Source organism: Streptomyces sp. TRM70350, assembly GCF_019219825.1.
In the GTDB taxonomy this organism is placed as follows: domain Bacteria; phylum Actinomycetota; class Actinomycetes; order Streptomycetales; family Streptomycetaceae; genus Streptomyces.
The window spans coordinates 1-17541 of the sequence record NZ_JAHUXH010000003.1; the positions used below are offsets into that span (position 1 = coordinate 1).

A 17541-nucleotide genomic window follows, 5' to 3' on the forward strand; every position below is an offset into this window, starting at 1 on the left:
GTGGTGACGACCGCGGCGGGTTCCGCCGCGATGACCGCGGGGAGCGCCGTGATGACCGGCGTGGCGATGACCGTGGCGGCTTCCGTCGTGACGAGCGGCGTGGTGACGACCGTGGCGGGTTCCGCCGCGACGATCGCCGCGGCGATGACCGCGGCGGGTTCCGTCGTGACGACAGGCGTGAGGACCGGCGTGACGACCGTCGCGACAGCGACCGGGGCGCATACGGCCGACGTGACGATCGCCGTGATGATCGCCGTGATGATCGGCGCGACGACCGTGAACGTGGCTTCCGGCGGGACGATCGTGGGGACCGTGGTGGATACGGTCGGCGTGAAGACCGGGGTGAGCGTGGTGGGTTCCGAGGGCGGGACGACCGTGGACGCGGTCCCCGGCGGGACGACCGTGGCGGTCGGCCCGGTGGCTTCCGCGGGCGTGATGACCGGCGCGGTGGCGGTCGGTTCCGTGAGGAGCGGGAGCGGGACCGTGAGCCCATCAAGCGGCTGCCGATCCCGGAGGACGTGACCGGCGACGAGATCGACAAGGACGTACGCCAGGAGCTGCAGAGTCTGCCGAAGACGCTCGCGGAGGACGTCGCCAAGAACCTCGTCATGGTCGCGCGGCTGATCGACGAGGACCCCGAGGGGGCCTACGGCTACTCCAGGGTCGCCCTGCGGCTGGCGTCGCGCGTTGCCGCCGTACGAGAGGCGGCCGGGTTCGCGGCGTATGCGAACCAGAAGTACGCGGAGGCGCTGGCCGAGTTCCGTGCGGCGCGGCGGATGACCGGCACCGTGGAACTGTGGCCTGTCATGGCCGACTGCGAGCGTGGGCTCGGGCGGCCGGAGAAGGCGCTGGACATGGCCGGGGCGCCCGAGGTGCACAAGCTCGACAAGGCCGGGCAGGTGGAGATGCGGCTCGTCGCGGCCGGTGCCCGGCGTGACATGGGGCAGCTCGACGCGGCCATCGTGACGCTGCAGAGCCCGGAGCTGGCCTCCAGCTCCGTGCAGCCGTGGACCGCGCGGCTGCGGTACGCGTATGCCGACGCGCTGCTCGCGGCCGGGCGGGAGCGTGAGGCGCGGGAGTGGTTCGCGAAGGCCGTGGAGGCGGACCGGGACGGCAGCACGGATGCCTCGGACCGGCTGGCCGAGCTGGACGGCGTGGAGTTCGTCGACGCCCTCGACGAGAGCCAGGAGGACGAGGGTGACGAGGGCGAGGTCAAGGGCGACCCGGACTCCGCCGAGGGCGGCGACCGGGACTGACGTGCGGGTGTGAGAGGGGGCGGGATCCCCGTTTCGGGGGTCCCGCCCCCTTCGTATGGGCTCGTGTGTGCGGCGCCTGTGCGTCAGATGTTCAGGGCGCGTAGCACCAGGCCCGACGCCGGTTTGGGGCCGAACGACGTCGACTTGCGGGGCATGGTGACGCCCTGGCGGGCCAGGTCTCGTACGACGTCCTCGTGGACCGGGTGCAGCAGGACCGCCGTACCGCCGCCGCGTTCCGCCTTGCGGACCGTGGCCGCCGCGTCGTGGATGTAGGCGATGTGGGCGGGGGAGTCCTCGGGGACGTGCCAGATGTGGTCGAGGAGGGTGGCGTGCAGGACCGTGGCGTCGAGGGTGCGCCATGCCTCGGGGCGGTCGGCGGGGATCGTGCGCGTCAGCAGGTCCGGGTCGGGACGGTCGACCAGGTGGAACTCGCCGTCGCCGGCGAGCAGGAAGGCGTTGCCTGACGCCGCGGCCTCGGCGAGGGCCGTGAGGGCTTCGGGGAGCGGTGCGTCCACGCGGCGTACGCGGAAGTGGCCGTGCAGGGCGGACAGGGCGTCGGGCACCGGCAGGCCGTGCAGGAGGCGGTGGATGGCGCGGACACGCAGGGGGTAGCGGGCGGTGTCGACCAGGAGGACCAGGCCGTAGTCCCAGGGGCTGGGGGAGGGGTGCTCGGCGCGCAGGCGGAGGTAGGTGGCCCAGCGGTGGTGGCCGTCGGCGATGAGGGCCTGGTGGTGGGCGAGGTCGGACTGGACGCGGGCCACGTCGTCGGGGTCGGTGACGGACCAGAGGCGGTGGCTGAAGCCGTCCTCGGTGGTGGTGGCGAGGAGCGGGGGTTTCTCGGCGGTCCGTTCGACGACCTCGTCGGCCGCCCGGCCGTTGCCGCGGTAGGTCAGCAGGAGGGGTTCGAGGTTCGCGGAGGTGGCGCGCATCAGGTCGGCGCGGTCGGCGACGATGTGCGGCATGACGTCCTCGTGCGGCAGGACCACGCCCTCCGACGGATCGGAGACGCGCAGGGCGCCGATGATTCCGCGCTGGAGCATGCCGTTGCCGTCGTACTGTTCGTAGACGTAGAGGCCGGGTTCGGGGTCGGCGGTCAGGACGCCCTCGGTGAGCCAGCGGTGCAGGGTGTCGGCGGCCCGGGCGTTGCGCGCGGTGGGAGTGTCGGCCTCGGGGAGGATCAGCCGGACGATGTTGTGCGGGTCCGCCGACTGCAAGTGGTGCACGCCGTCGGGGCGCACGACGACGTCGTACGGCGGGGACGTCACGGCCGCGAGGCTGCCGACCCGGTCGGGGTCGTAGCGAAGGCCTCGGAACGGGGTGAGTTCAAGGCCTCGGAACGGGGTGAGTTCGAGGTCTCGGCGCGTCGTTGCTTCCGGGTGACCTGCTGTGTTCATCCCGGCATCGTACGTGTGCCGTGGGTGTCAGTGGCGTAGGGCATGATCGGGAGAAAGCAGGTGGACCGAGGAGCGGTGGGGAATGAGCCAGCAGGTCAGGACCAGGCCCGAGGGCAGCGGGCGGGCGCTGAGCGAGGCGTACGACACGGCGCTGCTCGACCTGGACGGGGTGGTGTACGCGGGTGGGGAGGCGATCGCGCACGCCGTCGACTCGCTCGTGGCCGCCCGTGCCGGAGGGATGCATCTCGCCTACGTGACGAACAACGCGCTGCGGACGCCGGACGCCGTGGCCGCGCACCTGACGGAGCTGGGGATACCGGCGGAGGCCGGTGACGTCATCACCTCGGCGCAGGCGGTCGCGCGGCTGATCGCCGAGCAGGTGCCCGCGGGGGCGCGGGTGCTCGTAGTCGGTGGCGCGGGGCTGCGGGTGGCGCTGCGGGAGCGGGGGCTCGTGCCGGTGGAGTCGGCGGATGACGATCCGGCCGCCGTCGTACAGGGGTACGGCGGGCCGGAGTTGCCGTGGGGGCGGTTCGCCGAGGCGTGTTATGCCATCGCGCGCGGGGTGCCGTGGTTCGCGTCGAACACCGACCTGACGATTCCGAGCGCGCGCGGGATCGCGCCGGGCAACGGGGCGGCGGTGGCGGTGGTGCGGATCGCGACCGGTGCCGAGCCGCAGGTGGCGGGCAAGCCGTTGCCGCCGATGCACCGGGAGACGATCCTGCGGACGGGCGCGCGGCGGCCGCTGGTGGTGGGGGACCGGCTGGACACGGACATCGAGGGCGCGTTCAACGGCGGCGTCGACTCGCTGCTCGTGCTGACCGGGGTGACCGACGGGCCGCAGCTGCTCGCCGCGCCGCCGCAGCACCGGCCGACGTATGTCGACGCGGATCTGCGGGGGATGCTCGCCGGGCAGCCGGAGGTCGTCGAGGCCGGGGCGGGCTTCCGGTGTGGTGGCTGGACGGCGACGGCCGGGGACGGGCGGCTGGAGCTGGACGGTGAGGGGGAGGCGCTGGACGGATTGCGGGCGCTGTGTGCGGCGGCCTGGACTGCTGCTGGGGAAGGGGTTTGTGAGCTGGACGGGGGGAAGGCGTTGGCGAGGCTGGCGTTGTAGCGGGGTGGGGTGCGGGTCGGGGTGACATCAAGAAGGTCGCCGCTACAGAAGCTTCCTGAGGCGGAACAGATCCAGCAGGCTCGCCTCCAGCTTCACCCGGCCCGAGCCCCAGGCCTTGGCGAAGTGCAGCTCGCCGTCCACCAGGGCCACCAGGTCGTCTCCGGCCATGGCCAGCCTGATCTGGGCCTTCTCGGGCGGCGGGCCCTGGACGGTGTCGTGCACCGTGATCCGCCTGTCCCGCATACGGCCGACGAAGGTGATGTCCAGGTCGGTGATGTGGCAGCTCACGGACCGGTCCATGGCGGCAGCCGCACCGACGTCGCCCTCGGCGTGCCGCATGTTGTCCGAGAGCTTCTCCAGTGCCGCGCGGCACTCCTCGATCGTCGCCATCGCGACCGACGGTACCGCAGGGCTTCGCGGTAGCGTTCGGGGCATGAACGACTCAGCGCCCGAGGCGCCCCAGGCGCCCGAGGAACCGACGGCCGCGGAGGACGGTCCCGCGGGCGGACCCGAGCACGACCCCGCCGCGCCCGCCCCGCTCGGCGTGCCCCGCACCCACACCGGCAACGCCGAGGTGGACGACCGGCTGGAGCGGCTGGCCGACGCCGACCACCTGGCCACCGACGGACACGTCGAGGTGTACGAGGATGTACATCGGGGGCTGCGCGACGCGCTCACCGCGCTCGACGCCCGCCCGGGACCTCCGGCGCCCTCACCGTCGTACGGACATAGGAGCTGAACCGAACGTGGCAGGAGTCGCACGCCGCCGTCTCGACGCGGAGCTGGTCCGCCGGAAGCTCGCGCGCTCGCGCGAGCACGCCGGCCGGCTGATCGCCGCCGGGCGGGTCAGCGTCGGCAAGACGGTCGCGACCAAACCGGCCACCCAGGTGGAGACCGCCGCGGCGATCGTCGTCGCGGCCGACGACAGCGATCCCGAGTACGTGTCCCGGGGCGGCCACAAGCTCGCGGGCGCACTGGAGGTCTTCGTACCGCAGGGGCTGGTCGTCGAGGGGCGGCGGGCGCTGGACGCCGGGGCCTCCACCGGCGGTTTCACCGATGTGCTGTTGCGGGCGGGGGCCGCGCATGTCGTCGCCGTGGACGTCGGATACGGACAACTCGCCTGGACTCTGCAGCGCGATGAACGCGTCACCGTCAAGGACCGTACGAACGTACGGGAGTTGACGCTTGAAGCGATCGATGGGGAACCTGTGGATCTTGTGGTGGGGGATCTGTCCTTCATCCCGCTCGGGCTGGTCCTGCCCGCCCTCGTGCGGTGTGTACGGCCGGACGCCGACCTGGTGATGATGGTCAAGCCGCAGTTCGAGGTGGGCAAGGAACGGCTGGGCAGCGGGGGAGTGGTACGGAGTCCGCAGCTGCGGGCCGAGGCCGTGTGCGCGGTGGCCGAGCGGGCCTGGGAGCTGGGGCTCGGGGTGAAGGGCGTGACGGCCAGTCCGCTGCCCGGGCCCTCGGGGAATGTCGAGTACTTTCTGTGGCTGCGGGCCGGGGCTCCCCGACTGGACCCGGCCGACGTCGACCGTGCAGTTGCGGAGGGGCCGCGTTGACAGCGAACCGAACTCGTACTGTTTTTCTGCTCGCCCACACCGGACGGCCCGCGGCCGTGCGCAGCGCAGAGCTGGTGGTCAAGGGGCTGCTGCGGTCCGGCATCGGCGTGCGGGTGCTGGAGGCGGAGGCGCGTGATCTGCCGCTGCCGGACGAGGTGGAGCTGGTCAAGGAGGCGACTCCGCAGTGCCTCGACGGGTGCGAGCTGCTGATCGTGCTCGGCGGTGACGGGACGCTGCTGCGGGGCGCGGAGTTCGCGCGGGCGTCCGGGGTGCCGATGCTCGGCGTCAACCTCGGGCGGGTGGGCTTCCTCGCCGAGGCCGAGCGGGACGACCTGGACAAGGTCGTCGACCGGGTGGTGACGCGGGCGTACGAGGTCGAGGAGCGGATGACGGTCGACGTCGTCGTGCTCAGCAACGGGGACATCGTGCACACCGACTGGGCGCTGAACGAGGCGGCCGTGCAGAAGGCGGGCGCCGAGAAGCTGCTTGAGGTCGTTCTCGAGATCGATGGGCGGCCGGTGACCGGGTTCGGGTGTGACGGGATCGTGCTGTCGACGCCCACCGGGTCGACGGCGTATGCGTTTTCCGCTGGTGGGCCTGTGGTGTGGCCCGAGGTGGAGGCGCTGTTGATGGTGCCGATCAGTGCGCACGCGTTGTTCGCGAAGCCGTTGGTGACGTCGCCGGATTCGGTGCTTGCGGTGGAGGTGCTGCCGCACATCCCGCCGGGGGTTCTGTGGTGTGACGGGCGGCGGACCGTGGAGTTGCCGCCGAGGGCGCGGGTCGAGGTGCGGCGGGGGGCTGTGCCGGTACGGCTGGCTCGGCTGCATCATGCTTCGTTCACGGATCGGCTGGTGGCCAAGTTTGCGTTGCCTGTTTCTGGGTGGCGGGGGGCTCCGCATTAGCTGATGCCGGTGGTCGAGTGCGGGTGGTGTGTGGTTTCTTGCGCCCACGCGGCGGAGCCGCATATCGACACAGCCCCGCGCCCCTTCCCCGGCGTGCACTCGCGTGGGTGACATGGGTGGCCCGCGTGCACTTCTGCTCCCGGACCTCGTATGGTCGTGTCCGTGTTGGAGGAGATGCGGATACGGTCGCTCGGAGTCATCGACGATGCCGTCGTCGAGCTGTCGCCGGGGTTCACCGCTGTCACCGGTGAGACGGGTGCGGGCAAGACCATGGTGGTCACCAGCCTGGGGCTGTTGCTGGGTGGGCGGGCGGATCCGGCGCTCGTGCGGATCGGGGCCGACAAGGCGGTCGTGGAGGGGCGGATCACCGTGCCCGCGGACGCCTCGGTCGCCGTACGGGCCGAGGAGGCCGGGGCCGAGCTCGACGACGGGGCCCTGCTGATCAGCCGTACCGTTTCCGCCGAGGGGCGGTCCCGGGCGCATCTCGGGGGGCGGTCCGTGCCCGTGGGGGTGCTGGCCGAGCTCGCCGACGAGCTGGTGGCCGTGCACGGGCAGACCGACCAGCAGGGACTGCTGAAGCTGTCGCGGCAGCGGCAGGCGCTCGACCGGTACGCCGGTGACGCGGTCGCCGGGCCGCTGGCCAAGTACTCCGAGGCCTACCGGCGGCTGCGGGCCGTCTCCGCCGAGCTCGAAGAGATCACCATGCGCGCGCGTGAACGGGCTCAGGAAGCCGACATGCTGCGGTACGGGCTCGACGAGATCGCCGCCGTCGAGCCGCGGGCCGGGGAGGACGTGGAGCTGGCCGAGGAGGCAGAGCGGCTGGGGCACGCCGAGGCGCTGGCGTCCGCCGCCACGGCCGCTCACGTGGCGCTCGCGGGCAATCCGGAGGACCCCGAGGGCGTCGACGCCTCGACGCTGGTCGCAGGCGCGCATCGGGCGCTGGAGGCCGTACGGTCGCACGACCCGGCGCTGGCGGCGCTCGCCGACCGGATCGGGGAGATCGGGATCCTGCTGGGCGATGTGGCGGGGGAGTTGGCGGGGTACGCCGACGATCTGGACGCCGATCCGCTGCGGCTGGCGGCGGTCGAGGAGCGGCGGGCCGCGCTCACCGCGCTGACCCGGAAGTACGGCGAGGACATCAACGCCGTGCTCGCCTGGGCCGAGCAGGGCGCCGCACGGCTCACCGAACTCGACGGCGACGACGAGCGGATCGGGGAGCTGACCGCCGAGCGGGACGCGCTGCGCGCCGAACTCGGCGGGCTGGCCCAGGCGTTGACGGACGCGCGGACGGAGGCGGCCGAGCGGTTCGCGGCCGCCGTGACCGCCGAGCTGGCCTCGCTCGCCATGCCGCACGCGCGCGTGTCGTTCGCCATCCGGCAGACCGAGGACCCGGACGGCGTCGAGGTCGGCGGCCGTCCGGTGGCGTACGGGCCGTCGGGTGCCGACGAGGTCGAGCTGCTGCTCGCGCCCCACCCCGGTGCGCCGCCCCGGCCCATCGCCAAGGGGGCGTCCGGCGGTGAGCTGTCGCGCGTGATGCTGGCCGTGGAGGTCGTGTTCGCGGGGACGGATCCGGTGCCGACGTACCTCTTCGACGAGGTGGACGCCGGTGTGGGGGGCAAGGCCGCGGTGGAGATCGGGCGGCGGCTGGCCCGGCTGGCGAAGACCGCGCAGGTCGTCGTGGTGACGCACCTGCCGCAGGTGGCCGCCTTCGCCGACCGGCAGTTGCTGGTCGAGAAGACGAACGACGGGTCGGTGACCCGGTCCGGTGTGAAGGTGCTGGAGGGCGAGGACCGGATCCGGGAGCTGTCCCGGATGCTGGCGGGTCAGGAGGACTCGCAGACGGCGCGGGCGCATGCGGAGGAGTTGCTGGAGACCGCTCGGGCGGACGTCTAGCAGGTCGTACGGTTGCGCGATGATCACTTGTTTGGGTCGCGCGCCGAGGACCGCCTCCCTCGCGGTCACCGCCGCCCTGACCCGCGCCGCCCTCACCGCCCTGCGCCACCACCGCCCCCGGCGGCCGTGAGCGCTGGGAGCGGAAGAACCACGCCGGACGGGCCGTGGAGTTGTACGCCGGTCCCGCCACCGCCCTGGCCACGGCCGTCGGCGTCGGACGGGTGAGCCCGCTCGCCGGAGCCGCCCTGGTCGCCGTCGGCGCGTGTGGGGCGGTACGACGACGTGGCCGGGGATCACCGGCGTGGCTTCCGGGCCCATCTGGCCGCGCTGCGGGACGGCGAGGTCACCAGCGGGGCCGTCAAGCTGTTCGGGATCGGTGCGGCGGGGCTGCTCGCGGGCGCGGCGCTCAAGGAGCGGCCGCTCGACAAGGTGCTGGCGGGGATCGTGATCGCCGGGGCCGCGCATGTCGTCAACCTGGTGGATGTACGGCCGGGGCGGGCCGCCGGGGCGGTCGTCGCGCTCGCGGCGCCCGGGCTGCTGCGGAAGAGGCCCGGGGCGGCGGAGTTGGCCGCCGTCGCGATGGGGGCGGCCGGGGCCGTGCTGCCCGACGATCTCGGGGAACGTGTGATGATCGGGGACACGGGAGCGCATGCGCTGGGTGCCGCCCTCGGGGCGGCTGTCGCCGCGGCCGACGGGCGGGCCGGGCTGGTCGGTCACGCGGTCGGCGTCGTGGTCGCGGCGGTGTGCGGGGACCGGGTGAGTGGGCTTGCGAGGTCACTCGGGTGAGTGACACGGGGCGGCGCGTTGCCCCGGCGTGTGGGAGCGTGTGATCTCCCGCGTTGCCGGAACAGCCGTACATCCTGGCATCCTTGGGCGAGTACGCGGAGGACGTCGCGCGGTACACCCCCTCCGTCGCATCCTTCTGTACGTTTCTCCGTGACCGTCGTGACCGTCCCACGCCGAACCCAGGAGCCCCGGCCACGTGACCCCCGTGAGCAGCCACTCTCCGCACGGCCAGTCGCCGCTGCGCACCGTGCAGGTGCTGGGCGGAGGCAACGCCGGCAGCAGCGCGCATGTGCGCTCGCTGGCCGCGGGGCTGGCCGCGAGGGGCGTGCGGGTCACGGTGTGCGCCCCCGTCGAGGCGGATCGCACCTACGACTTCAGCGGGGCCGGCGCCGAGCACGTCCACGTGCCGCGCAGCAGCGACCCGGGATCGGTGGCGGCGCTGCGAGCCGCCTGCACGGGCGCCGACCTGGTGCACGCGCACGGGCTGCACGCCTCGTTCCGGGCCGCGCTCGCCCTGGCCGGACGGCACACACCGCTGATCGTCACCTGGCACAACCGCGCCCACGCGCAGGGGGCGCGCGCCCACTTCCTGCGCGTGCTGGAGCGCCGGGTGGTACGGGCGGCCGCCGTGGTCCTCGGCACCACGTCCGACCTCGTCGACTGCGCCCGCAAGGCCGGCGCGCGTGACGCCCGGCTCGCCGCCGTCGCCCTGCCCGGGCGCCGCACATCCGCCGAGCCCGACGAACCCGACCTGGCGCGCCCCAAGATCCGCGCCGAACTCGGCGCCATCGGACGCCCGTTGCTGATGGCCGTCGGCTCCCTCGACCCGCAGCGCGGCTACGACGTCCTGCTCGACGCCGCCCGCGCGTGGCGTGGGCTCGATCCCGTGCCGCTGGTCGCCGTCGCGGGCGAGGGACCGTTGCGCGCGGTGTTGCAGCGCCGGATCGAGGAGGAGGGGCTGCCGGTACGCCTCATCGGCCGCCGCGACGACGTGGGCGAGCTGCTCGCCGCCGCCGATCTGGCGCTGCTGCCGAGCCGGTGGGAGCCGCGCTCCGTGCTCGCCCAGGAGGCCCTGCACGCGCGCGTGCCGCTGGTCGCCACCGCCGTCGGCGGCGTCCCGGAGCTCGTCGGCGACGCGGCCGAACTCGTCCCGCCCGAGGACGCGGAGGCGTTCGCCGCCGCCGTCGTCCGGCTGCTCGGCGATCCCGAGCGGCGGGAGCTGCTGCGGGAGAAGGGGCTGCGGCAGGCGGCGACCTGGCCGACCGAGGACGAGACGGTCGCCCAAGTGCTCAGCGTGTACGACGAGTTGACGCAGCCCCGGCCACTGATCTGACCGACAGCTCTTGGCATCTGCCAAGCGTTTGAGCGCGTGCCGGGGGTCCGCGCGACGTCGGCATGATCCCGACGACAGGCCCTAGCCGACGCCGCTGCTCTGGCCGACGTGCCGACGGGCGCGCAGGGCGAGGCTCAACGCCAGGACCGTCTGCGGGTCGTCGAGGTCGGTGCCCAGCAACTCGCCGATCCGGGCGAGGCGGTTGTACAGCGTCTGCCGGTTGAGGTGCAGCTCGCGGGCCGTCTCCGCCTTGCGTCCCGCGTGCGCGAGGTAGGTCTCCAGGGTGGGCAGCAGCGGCGGCTTGGCACGGCTGTCGTGGTCCCGGACCGGCCCGATCGCCCGGTCCACGAACGCCGCCAGGTCGGGATGGTCCCGCAACCGCCACAGCAACAGGTCGATGTCCAGACGCCGGGCGTCGTACCAGGGCCGGTCCGTGAGCCCCTGCGCGGCGGTCGCCGTCTCCGCCGCGTGCCGCAGCCCCGCCGACGCCGCCGCCCAGCCGCCGGGCACCCCGACGACCACGACCGGCGGCTGGGCCCCCGGACGCTGCATCCCGGCCCGCTCCACTCCGGCCCGCAGCGCCGCCGTGACCCGGTCGGCGACCGCCGAGCGCTCCGACTCCGAGCGCAGGCCGAGCAGCACCAGGACCCGGCCCTCCACCGGTCGTACGCCGAGCAGGACCGGCACGCCCACCGAGGCCAGTTCCTCCGACACCGCACGCGCCAGCACCGCCCAGCCACCGCCGGGAGAGAGCGCGTCACCGAGCCGCATGACCACCGGCAGCAGCGGGCCGCCGCCCGGCTTGAAGCCCAGCACACGCGCCTGCGCCGGGGCGTCCTCGGCGGTGATCCGGCCCTCGGCGAGGTCGGTCAGGAAGTCGCCGCGCCCGCGCGCGGCCAGCTCCTCCTCCTGGCGGGCCTGCATCAGCACCACGGCCAGGATGCCCGCGGTCCGCTCGGCGGCGATCCGGTGCACCGGCGCGAGCGGCGCGCGCACCGGCAGCAGCACCAGCCTCGCCCGCACCGAGCCCGTTCCCGGGCCGCCGCCCGGCACGTCCACCAGCACCGACCCGGCCGGCGGGGCGTCCTTGTGCTGGCCGCGCAGCCCCTCCCACACCTGGAGCGGTTCCGCCCCTTCGGGCCCGGCCCCGGCGGCGTACAGCAGCTGGCCGTCGGTGGTCTCCAGGAAGACCGGGTTGCCGCTGAAGTCGGCCAGGATGCCGAGGACCTGCGGGATGCCGCCGCCACCCAGCAGGGCCTCCGTGCAGCGGCGGTGCACCTCCTCCGCGCGCTGCAGCAGCGCGTAGTGCCCGTTGACGATCTCGGTGTGGATCTCCTCGGTGACCGTCACGAACGGCACCTCGCGGTGCAGTTGGACCAGCGGCAGACCGGCCGTGCGGGCCGTCTCGACCAGGGCGGCGGGCAGCCGGGTGAAGCGGGGGCCGAGCTCGACGACCAGGGCCGCGATGCCGCGCTCGGCCAGGGTGCGGACGAACGCGCGCTGGTCCGCGGGGCGGGTGCCGAGGCCGTATCCCGTGGTCAGCAGCAGTTCGCCGCCCTTCAGCAGGGAGGCGATGTTCGGCACCTCGCCCGCGTGTACCCAGCGCACGGTCCGCTGCAGCCGCTCCGCGCCCGCGAGCACCTCGGGGAGCCCGCTGCGCAGGCCGGGCAGCTCCAGTGCCCGTTGAACGGTGATCCCGGCGCCCGTGCTGTCGAATCGGCTGTCCATGCAGCGGACGCTACCTGCGCGGACGTTCCGGCGGCATCTCCCGGCTGCAGCGGCCTGATGATCCGGGCTACAGCGGCTTGATGTTGTGGTTGAAGCGGAAGACGTTGTCCGGGTCGTACCGCCGCTTCACCACACCCAGCCGCCACATGTTGTGCGGGCCCAGACCGGCCCGTACCCGGTCCCGGCCCTCGTCTCCGACGAAGTTGAGGTGGACCGCGCCGGTGCTCCACGGCCGGACGGCGGCGCGGACGTCCCTCACCCAGCCCATGCACCGCTCGTCGTCCGCCGGGTCCGCCCAGCTGCCGAAGGGGTGCACGGCCCAGGCCGCGTCCCGATAGGGCACCGGGTGGTCGTCGGGGGCGTCGGCGACCGCGCCGCCCAGGGGAAACAGCGTGTGCCGGGTGGCCGTCGGCACGGGGAGGGAGTCCGCGAGGGTGCAGAAGACGTCCAGGAAGTCGTCCGGCGCGCCGGACAGACACTCCGCCGACCAGTGGTTGCGCAGGCCGGGCGGGGCGTCGAGCAGGCACTGGACGTCGGCGTACGGGACCGCGGAGACGACCTCCCCCTCGTGCGGCAGCGCCAGCAGGGGTTCGGCCAGCTTGCGCAGGTCCTCCTCGGACCCCGCGTACGTCAGCAGCACACAGCACAGCAGCCTGCCGACCAGCGGCGGCGGTACGAAGCCGGCGGGAGGGCCGGTCCGGCAGACGACGGCGCCGCTCGCCTCCAGTGGTCCGCAGCCGATGACCTCCCGGTAGGTGCGGATCGCCTCGCGGGCGTGCTCCGGGAGGTACAGCACGAGGGCGAGGGCGAACTCGGGCACCTCGTAGAGCTTCAGGGTGAGGGCGGTGACGACGCCGAAGTTGCCGCCGCCGCCGTGCAGGGCCCAGAACAGCTCCGGGTTCTCGTCGGCGCTCGCGTGGATGCGGTCGCCGCTCGCGGTGACCAGTTCGACGCCGAGCAGGTTGTCGACGGCGAGACCGCAGGAGCGCTCCAGCCAGCCGCTGCCGCCGCCCAGCACGGAGCCGACGACGCCGGTGGTGGAGGCCCGGGCGCCGGTGGTCGCGAGGCCGTACGGCTGGGTCGCGCGGTCCAGATGGCGCATCGTGGCGCCGCCCTCGACGCGGACCGCCTCGGCCGCGGGGTCGACGGTCACGCCGTGCATCCGGCGCAGATCGACGACCAGACCGGCGTCGTTCGTCCCCATGCCCGCGACGCTGTGCCCGCCACCCCGCACCGCGATGTTGAGGTCCAGCTCCCGGCCGAACCGCACCGCCCGGACGACGTCGGCCTCGTGCGCGCACTGCGCGATCACGGCGGGCCGCCGGTCGATCATGGCGTTGAATACGGCCCGGGCGGCGTCGTAGCCCGGATCCCACGGGGCGAACACGTCGCCGTCGAGATCCTCGCGAAGCTCGACGAGAGCTGTGTGCGCCTTGGAGGACATGGCCGCCCCCTTCCCGGGAAGGGCAGGTGCGGTTCCAGCCTAGGGCCAATGCCGGTGACTCGGGCGGGCCCAGCCCTCACGGCCCGCTCAGCCGCCGTACGCCCCCGACGCCGTCAGCCGCAGGGCCGTGTCGATCAGCGGAACGTGGCTGAAGGCCTGCGGGAAGTTGCCCACCTGGCGTTGCAGGCGCGGGTCCCATTCCTCGGCGAGGAGGCCGAGGTCGTTGCGCAGTGACAGCAGCTTCTCGAACAGCCGGCGGGCCTCGTCGACGCGGCCGATCATGGCCAGGTCGTCGGCCATCCAGAACGAGCAGGCGAGGAAGGCGCCCTCGTCGCCGGGGAGACCGTCCACGCCGGCGTCCTCGCCGGAGGTCGGGTAGCGCAGGATGAAGCCGTCCGGCGTGGACAGCTCGCGCTGGATGGCCTCGATGGTGCCGATGACCCGCTTGTCGTCCGGCGGCAGGAAGCCCATCTGCGGGATCAGCAGCAGCGAGGCGTCCAGCTCCTTCGAGCCGTACGACTGCGTGAAGGTGTTGCGCTCCTTGTCGTAGCCCTTCTCGCACACGTCCCGGTGGATGTCGTCGCGCAGCTCCTTCCAGCGCTCCAGCGGGCCGTCCGCGTCGCCGGACTCCAGCAGCTTGATCGTGCGGTCGACGGCGACCCAGGCCATGACCTTGGAGTGCACGAAGTGGCGGCGCGGGCCGCGCACCTCCCAGATGCCCTCGTCCGGCTCCTGCCAGTGGTCCTCCAGGTAGCGGATCAGCTTGAGCTGGAGCAGCGAGGCGTAGTCGCTGCGGGCCAGGCCGGTCATGTGGGCCAGGTGCAGGGCCTCGGTGACCTCGCCGTACACGTCGAGCTGGAGCTGGTGCGCGGCGCCGTTGCCGACCCGGACCGGGGCCGAGTTCTCGTAGCCGGGCAGCCAGTCCAGCTCCGCCTCGCCCAGCTCGCGCTCGCCCGCGATGCCGTACATGATCTGCAGGTTCTCCGGGTCACCGGCGACCGCGCGCAGCAGCCACTCGCGCCAGGCGCGGGCCTCCTCGCGGTAGCCGGTGCGCAGCAGCGAGGACAGCGTGATCGCGGCGTCGCGCAGCCAGGTGTAGCGGTAGTCCCAGTTGCGCACGCCCCCGATCTCCTCGGGGAGCGAGGTCGTGGGCGCGGCGACGATGCCGCCCGTGGGCGCGTACGTCAGCGCCTTCAGCGTGATCAGGGAGCGGATCACCGCCTCGCGGTACGGGCCGTGGTACGTGCAGTGCTCGACCCACTCGCGCCAGAAGTCCTCCGTCGCCTCCAGCGACTGCTCCGGCTCCGGCAGCGGCGGGGGCTGCTTGTGCGAGGGCTGCCAGGAGATGGTGAACGCGATCCGGTCGCCGGGCGCGACCGTGAAGTCCGCGTACGTGGTCAGCGCCTTGCCGTAGGTGTCGGTGGATGTGTCGAACCACACAGAGTCCGGACCGGCGACGGCCACCGTCCGCCCCTCGTGCTTGTGCACCCACGGGACGATCCGGCCGTACGAGAAACGCATCCGCAGCGCCGACCGCATCGGCACCCGGCCCGAGACCCCCTCCACGATCCGGATCAGCTGCGGGGCCCCGTCACGCGGCGGCATGAAGTCGATCACGCGGACCGTGCCGCGCGGGGTGTCCCACTCGGATTCCAGGATCAGCGAGTCGCCGCGGTAGCCCCGGCGGGCGGCGGTCGGCGGCTCGGCGTCGGCCGCGTGCGCGGGGCCGATCCGCCAGAATCCGTGCTCCTCGGTGCCCAGCAGACCGGCGAAGATGGCATGCGAGTCGAAGCGGGGCAGGCACAGCCAGTCGACTGTGCCGTCCCGGCAGACCAGGGCAGCGGTCTGCATGTCTCCGATGAGTGCGTAGTCTTCGATGCGCCCGGCCACGTGCAACTCCAGTCGAACGGCCACGTAGCCCCATAGGGGGCTTTCGCTAGTGCGGTCAAGGGGTCGTTGTAATGCGTCGTTGAGCTGTGAAGTAAAACCGTCGCCCTGCCCGGAGGCAAAACGACCGTCGTCGCTCAACGATCTGACGAGCTCTTGTTGTTCCGGTGCTTACGGGCGGGGGTGGTGCCGTGTTGGCCGGCTGGCTCGGCAGCGAGTGTCCGAGCAGGATACGACGCACGTAGATGATCTGCGTGCCGCTCCCGGCAACGCGCCTGCGCCGAACGAGTGAGCACCGGGTGAGAAACAGGTGAGCGGTACGCATACGTGGCGGGCCGTGCGCGGAGCGTGGGCGGGCGCCATCGGGCCGTCGCGCTGATACCCTGGTAGCCCGTGGACCGGTGGGCACGAAACCCCCGACCGCAGCGACGGCACCCCCGGCGAAGCCCGGCACGGCAGCCGCCCCGCACCCCCAGACCGAGACCACGGGAGCCTCCTCTTGGCCATGCCGCCCAAATCTTCGACGACCAAGCACATCTTCGTCACCGGGGGTGTCGCCTCCTCTCTCGGCAAGGGCCTGACCGCCTCCAGCCTCGGCATGCTGCTCAAGGCCCGGGGTCTGCGCGTCGTGATGCAGAAGCTCGACCCGTACATCAACGTCGACCCGGGCACGATGAACCCCTTCCAGCACGGTGAGGTGTTCGTCACCAACGACGGCGCCGAGACCGACCTGGACATCGGCCACTACGAGCGTTTCCTCGACCGCGATCTGGACGGCACCGCCAACGTCACCACCGGCCAGGTCTACTCGACGGTGATCGCCAAGGAGCGGCGCGGCGAGTACCTGGGCGACACCGTGCAGGTCATCCCGCACATCACCAACGAGATCAAGCACCGCATCCGCCGCATGGCCACCGACGACGTGGACGTCGTCATCACCGAGGTCGGCGGCACGGTCGGCGACATCGAGTCGCTGCCGTTCCTGGAGACCGTCCGCCAGGTCCGGCACGAGGTCGGCCGGGACAACGTCTTCGTGGTGCACATCTCGCTGCTGCCGTACATCGGCCCCTCGGGAGAGCTGAAGACGAAGCCGACCCAGCACTCGGTCGCCGCCCTGCGCAACATCGGTATCCAGCCGGACGCCATCGTGCTGCGCTGCGACCGCGAGGTGCCGACCGCCATCAAGCGCAAGATCTCGCTGATGTGCGACGTCGACGAGGCCGCCGTCGTGGCCTGCCCCGACGCGCCGTCCATCTACGACATCCCCAAGGTCGTGCACTCCGAGGGCCTGGACGCCTACGCCGTCCGCCGCCTCGACCTGCCGTTCCGGGACGTGGACTGGACGACCTGGGACGACCTGCTCGACCGTGTCCACAACCCACAGCACGAGATCACCCTCGCTCTCGTCGGCAAGTACATCGACCTGCCGGACGCCTACCTCTCGGTCACCGAGGCGCTGCGCGCGGGCGGCTTCGCCAACAAGACCCGCGTGAAGATCAAGTGGGTCACCTCCGACGACTGCCGGACCCCGGCCGACGCCGAGGCGCAGCTGTCCGACGTGGACGCCATCTGCGTCCCGGGCGGCTTCGGCGACCGCGGCGTCTCCGGCAAGGTCGGCGCCATCCAGTACGCCCGCGAGAACAGGATCCCGCTGCTCGGCCTCTGCCTCGGCCTGCAGTGCATCGTGATCGAGGCCGCGCGCAACCTGGCCGGGATCGCCGACGCCAACTCCACCGAGTTCGACCCGGCCACCTCCCACCCGGTCATCTCCACCATGGCCGAGCAGCTCGACATCGTCGCGGGCGAGGGCGACATGGGCGGAACGATGCGCCTGGGCATGTACCCGGCCAAGCTGGCCGAGGGCTCCATCGTGCGCGAGGTGTACGACGGCAAGGAGTACGTCGAGGAGCGGCACCGGCACCGCTACGAGGTGAACAACGCCTACCGCTCGGAGCTGGAGAAGAAGGCCGGCATCGTCTTCTCGGGCACCTCCCCGGACGGCAAGCTCGTCGAGTACGTGGAGTACCCGCGCGACGTCCACCCGTACCTGGTCGCCACCCAGGCGCACCCGGAACTGCGCTCCCGGCCGACGCGTCCGCACCCGCTGTTCGCCGGGCTGGTGAAGGCCGCGGTCGAGCGGAAGAACTCGAAGTAACACACCGGTTGTACGGTGGCCGGGGTGCATGGATTCAAAGGTGAGCACCCCGGCTGTTGTGTGCACGTCTGGTGGTACCCCCCGGAAGGA

Annotated in this window: 13 protein-coding genes and 2 pseudogenes; 10 read left to right on the top strand and 5 right to left on the bottom strand. The window is 72.7% G+C overall.

Features of this window, described 5'->3' with window-relative positions; genetic code table 11:
* Together KWI83_RS05990 and KWI83_RS05995 are read left to right on the top strand one after the other, a co-directional pair.
* A pseudogene (locus KWI83_RS05990) lies at window positions 1–522 on the top strand (hypothetical protein); the annotation flags it as partial.
* Window positions 501–1256 (top strand): tetratricopeptide repeat protein, encoded by a 756-nt coding sequence (locus KWI83_RS05995; protein WP_218513583.1) that lies wholly within the window; start codon window positions 501–503, stop codon window positions 1254–1256. The pseudogene KWI83_RS05990 and the gene KWI83_RS05995, both read left to right, overlap by 22 nt.
* An 83-nt stretch (window positions 1257–1339) precedes the next feature.
* Here KWI83_RS05995 and KWI83_RS06000 read toward each other — a convergent pair whose 3' ends face one another.
* Complete coding sequence (locus KWI83_RS06000) at window positions 1340–2650, bottom strand: DUF1015 domain-containing protein (RefSeq protein ID WP_218513236.1); 1311 nt, start codon at window positions 2648–2650, stop codon at window positions 1340–1342.
* An 82-nt stretch (window positions 2651–2732) separates the two neighbouring features.
* Between KWI83_RS06000 and KWI83_RS06005 the strand changes: the two genes are divergently transcribed.
* On the top strand, window positions 2733–3761 hold the full coding sequence (locus KWI83_RS06005; RefSeq protein WP_218513237.1) for an HAD hydrolase-like protein: 1029 nt from the start codon (window positions 2733–2735) through the stop codon (window positions 3759–3761).
* A gap of 42 nt (window positions 3762–3803) precedes the next feature.
* Here KWI83_RS06005 and KWI83_RS06010 read toward each other — a convergent pair whose 3' ends face one another.
* Window positions 3804–4151: a sterol-binding protein gene (locus KWI83_RS06010; RefSeq protein ID WP_218513238.1), complete on the bottom strand. Its 348-nt coding sequence runs from the start codon at window positions 4149–4151 to the stop codon at window positions 3804–3806.
* Window positions 4152–4194: 43 nt separating this feature from the next.
* On the opposite strand from KWI83_RS06010, the gene KWI83_RS06015 reads away from it, so the two are divergent.
* From KWI83_RS06015 to KWI83_RS06040, 6 genes and pseudogenes are all read left to right on the top strand, one after another.
* Window positions 4195–4500, top strand: a complete 306-nt coding sequence (locus tag KWI83_RS06015) for a hypothetical protein (protein ID WP_218513239.1) — start codon at window positions 4195–4197, stop codon at window positions 4498–4500.
* A gap of 7 nt (window positions 4501–4507) precedes the next feature.
* The gene (locus KWI83_RS06020) at window positions 4508–5323 is read left to right on the top strand and encodes a TlyA family RNA methyltransferase (RefSeq protein WP_218513240.1); all 816 of its coding nucleotides are present in this window, start codon (window positions 4508–4510) and stop codon (window positions 5321–5323) included.
* The gene (locus KWI83_RS06025; RefSeq protein ID WP_218513241.1) at window positions 5320–6225 is read left to right on the top strand and encodes an NAD kinase; all 906 of its coding nucleotides are present in this window, start codon (window positions 5320–5322) and stop codon (window positions 6223–6225) included. The genes KWI83_RS06020 and KWI83_RS06025 overlap by 4 nt, the downstream gene beginning before the upstream one ends.
* A 150-nt stretch (window positions 6226–6375) precedes the next feature.
* Window positions 6376–8118: a DNA repair protein RecN gene (recN, locus tag KWI83_RS06030; RefSeq protein WP_218513242.1), complete on the top strand. Its 1743-nt coding sequence runs from the start codon at window positions 6376–6378 to the stop codon at window positions 8116–8118.
* A 19-nt stretch (window positions 8119–8137) separates the two neighbouring features.
* A pseudogene (locus KWI83_RS06035) lies at window positions 8138–8904 on the top strand (hypothetical protein).
* Between the two features lie 196 nt (window positions 8905–9100).
* Entirely contained in the window at window positions 9101–10237 is a 1137-nt protein-coding gene (locus KWI83_RS06040) for a glycosyltransferase family 4 protein (protein ID WP_218513243.1), read from the top strand.
* Window positions 10238–10318: 81 nt separating this feature from the next.
* On the opposite strand, the gene KWI83_RS06045 is transcribed toward KWI83_RS06040, so the two are convergent.
* From KWI83_RS06045 to KWI83_RS06055, 3 genes are all read right to left on the bottom strand, one after another.
* Window positions 10319–11965: a PucR family transcriptional regulator gene (locus KWI83_RS06045; RefSeq protein ID WP_218513244.1), complete on the bottom strand. Its 1647-nt coding sequence runs from the start codon at window positions 11963–11965 to the stop codon at window positions 10319–10321.
* Between the two features lie 67 nt (window positions 11966–12032).
* Complete coding sequence (locus KWI83_RS06050; protein ID WP_218513245.1) at window positions 12033–13409, bottom strand: FAD-binding oxidoreductase; 1377 nt, start codon at window positions 13407–13409, stop codon at window positions 12033–12035.
* 87 nt (window positions 13410–13496) lie between these two features.
* Window positions 13497–15299, bottom strand: a complete 1803-nt coding sequence (locus tag KWI83_RS06055; RefSeq protein ID WP_218513246.1) for a glycoside hydrolase family 15 protein — start codon at window positions 15297–15299, stop codon at window positions 13497–13499.
* Window positions 15300–15801: 502 nt separating this feature from the next.
* Between KWI83_RS06055 and KWI83_RS06060 the strand changes: the two genes are divergently transcribed.
* The gene (locus KWI83_RS06060) at window positions 15802–17451 is read left to right on the top strand and encodes a CTP synthase (protein WP_218513247.1); all 1650 of its coding nucleotides are present in this window, start codon (window positions 15802–15804) and stop codon (window positions 17449–17451) included.
* The last annotated feature ends 90 nt before the right edge of the window (window positions 17452–17541 follow it).

What these genes read in the sequence shown, in the direction of transcription:
- KWI83_RS06000 (WP_218513236.1), bottom strand. Translation starts at nt 2,650, where the DNA reads ATGAACACAGCAGGTCACCCGGAAGCAACGACGCGCCGAGACCTCGAA.
- KWI83_RS06005 (WP_218513237.1), top strand. Translation starts at nt 2,733, where the DNA reads ATGAGCCAGCAGGTCAGGACCAGGCCCGAGGGCAGCGGGCGGGCGCTG.
- KWI83_RS06010 (WP_218513238.1), bottom strand. Translation starts at nt 4,151, where the DNA reads ATGGCGACGATCGAGGAGTGCCGCGCGGCACTGGAGAAGCTCTCGGAC.
- KWI83_RS06015 (WP_218513239.1), top strand. Translation starts at nt 4,195, where the DNA reads ATGAACGACTCAGCGCCCGAGGCGCCCCAGGCGCCCGAGGAACCGACG.
- recN (WP_218513242.1), top strand. Translation starts at nt 6,376, where the DNA reads ATGGTCGTGTCCGTGTTGGAGGAGATGCGGATACGGTCGCTCGGAGTC.
- KWI83_RS06045 (WP_218513244.1), bottom strand. Translation starts at nt 11,965, where the DNA reads ATGGACAGCCGATTCGACAGCACGGGCGCCGGGATCACCGTTCAACGG.
- KWI83_RS06050 (WP_218513245.1), bottom strand. Translation starts at nt 13,409, where the DNA reads ATGTCCTCCAAGGCGCACACAGCTCTCGTCGAGCTTCGCGAGGATCTC.
- KWI83_RS06060 (WP_218513247.1), top strand. Translation starts at nt 15,802, where the DNA reads ATGCCGCCCAAATCTTCGACGACCAAGCACATCTTCGTCACCGGGGGT.